The sequence below is a fragment of the Stenotrophomonas sp. I18B00994 genome (assembly GCF_014145825.1).
GTDB lineage: Bacteria > Pseudomonadota > Gammaproteobacteria > Xanthomonadales > Xanthomonadaceae > Stenotrophomonas > Stenotrophomonas maltophilia.
In genome coordinates this window covers 1-2,469 of record NZ_JACIUW010000046.1, presented here as the reverse complement: position 1 = coordinate 2,469, position 2,469 = coordinate 1, and the positions used below count along the sequence as shown (strand labels likewise).

General features: G+C 63.3%; 2 protein-coding genes and 1 pseudogene. All 3 read left to right on the top strand.

Features of this window, described 5'->3' with window-relative positions; genetic code table 11:
- A partial coding sequence (locus tag H4O10_RS22110) for a flagellin (RefSeq protein WP_253189391.1) occupies window positions 1-110 on the top strand: 110 nt, incomplete at its 5' end.
- A 234-nt stretch (window positions 111-344) separates the two neighbouring features.
- On the top strand, window positions 345-1,565 hold the full coding sequence (locus H4O10_RS22105; protein WP_099562400.1) for a flagellin: 1,221 nt from the start codon (window positions 345-347) through the stop codon (window positions 1,563-1,565).
- Between the two features lie 243 nt (window positions 1,566-1,808).
- Window positions 1,809-2,469, top strand: a pseudogene (locus tag H4O10_RS22100) (flagellin); the annotation flags it as partial.

Genomic DNA, 2,469 nt, shown 5'->3' with positions numbered 1-2,469 from the left:
AGGAAACCGCTGAACTGACCCGCACGCAGATCCTGCAGCAGGCCGGTACCGCGATGCTGGCCCAGGCCAACCAGTCGCCGTCCAGCGTGATGAGCCTGCTGCAGGGCTGATCCCCCGCACCGGTTCATGCAACACCACGGAAAGGCCGCCTTCGGGCGGCCTTTCTGCGTGTGGGCGAGAGCGGAATCACGCCCCCGTTGACATTGGCGAAAAAACTTTTCGCGCAGTCCCTAAAGGTCTGGCGCGGGGTGTCGTTATTGGTATCAACGGGGCACAACACCCCAGCGGTCCTCCCCCGGGGACCTCCCCTTTCCAGCACCAGATACAACTCTCGGAGAACGGCAATGGCACAAGTCATCAACACCAACGTGATGTCCCTGAACGCACAGCGCAACCTGTCGACCAGCGGCTCCAGCCTCGCCACCACCATCCAGCGCCTGTCCTCGGGCCTGCGCATCAACAGCGCCAAGGACGACGCCGCCGGCCTGGCGATCTCCGAGCGTTTCAGCACGCAGATCCGCGGCCTGGACGTTGCCGTGCGCAACGCCAACGACGGCATCTCGCTGGCCCAGACCGCCGAAGGCGCGATGGTTGAAATCGGTAATAACCTGCAGCGCATCCGCGAGCTGTCGGTGCAGTCGGCCAATGCTACCAATTCCAGCAGCGACCGCGAGGCACTGGATGCCGAAGTCAAGCAGCTGACCTCGGAAATCGACCGCGTTGCCCGCCAGACCAACTTCAACGGCACCAACCTGCTGGACGGCACGTTCTCCGGCGCCCTGTTCCAGGTGGGTGCTGATTCGGGCCAGACGATCGGCATCAGCAGCGTTGTAAACGCCCGCACCAGCTCGTTGGGTTCGGGTCTGTTCGCTGCAACGCAGACGAGCGATGCCGCAGTGGTGGCTGATGCTGCGGAGTCGGACGGCAAGATCACCGGCATGGAGATCAATGGCGTCGCCATCGCTGACGTGAGCTTCAAGGCCGGCGCAACGGCCAGCGACATCAACAACGGCATCGTCAACGCGATCAATGACAAGATGGACCAGACCGGCGTCTACGCCAAGCTGGACAAGGACGGCAATCTGGAGCTCACCTCGCTGAAATCCGGCAAGGATTTCACCTTCACCGCCGGCACTGCCGACGGCGGCGGCACTCCGGACGCCGACCCCGCCAATCCGCCGGCCGATCTGGCCGTTGACTTCACCGGCATCGGCGGCACTGCCACCGCGGTTGTCGCTTCGGAGAAGAAGACCGTCGCCGACCTGGACATCACCACGGTGGAAGGCGCCCAGCGCGCTCTGTCCATCGTTGACGATGCATTGACTTCGGTGAACTCCTCGCGTGCCGACATGGGTGCGATCCAGAACCGCTTCACCTCCACCATCGCCAGCCTGAACACCACCTCGGAAAATCTGTCGGCCTCGCGCAGCCGTATCCGCGACACCGACTACGCCAAGGAAACCGCTGAACTGACCCGCACGCAGATCCTGCAGCAGGCCGGTACCGCGATGCTGGCCCAGGCCAACCAGTCGCCGTCCAGCGTGATGAGCCTGCTGCAGGGCTGATCCCTGCCCCGTTTCAGGCAACACAGAAAGGCCGCCTTCGGGCGGCCTTTCTGCGTCTGCAGCTCCGGGCTCTGGCAGTAACGCGAGCGCATGAACACGACCTGCAGAACACCGCAAATTCCCGCTAAAGACAGTTGACATGTCGCCGTTATTGATATCAGCCGAGGCATTAAAACTGCAACGGCCCCTCCTACGGGAGGCCTCTCAACCGTCGGCGACATCATCGCCACCAGGAGCAAGAAAATGGCACAAGTCATCAATACCAACGTGATGTCGCTGAACGCCCAGCGCAACCTGTCCACCAGCGGTTCCAGCCTGGCCACCACCATCCAGCGCCTGTCCTCAGGCCTGCGCATCAACAGCGCCAAGGACGACGCCGCCGGCCTGGCGATCTCCGAGCGTTTCAGCACCCAGATCCGCGGTCTGGACGTTGCCGTGCGCAACGCCAACGACGGCATCTCGCTGGCCCAGACCGCCGAAGGCGCGATGGTTGAAATCGGCAATAACCTGCAGCGCATCCGCGAGCTGTCGGTGCAGTCGGCCAACGCTACCAATTCCAGCAGCGACCGCGAGGCACTGGATGCCGAAGTCAAGCAGCTGACCTCGGAAATCGACCGCGTTGCCCGCCAGACCAACTTCAACGGCACCAGCCTGCTGGACGGCACGTTCTCCGGCGCCCTGTTCCAGGTTGGCGCGGATGCAGGCCAGACCATTGGCATCAACTCGATCGTCAATGCCCGCACCAGCTCGCTGGGTTCGGGCCTGTTCGCCGCAACGCAGACGAGCACTGCCGCAGTGGTGGCTGATGCTGCGGAGTCGGACGGCAAGATCACCGGCATGGAGATCAATGGCGTCGCCATCGCTGATGTGAGCTTCAAGGCCGGCGCAACAGCCAGCGACATCA

Excerpts from the sequence above, each read along its gene's own strand:
- H4O10_RS22105 (WP_099562400.1), top strand. The coding sequence starts at position 345 with ATGGCACAAGTCATCAACACCAACGTGATGTCCCTGAACGCACAGCGC.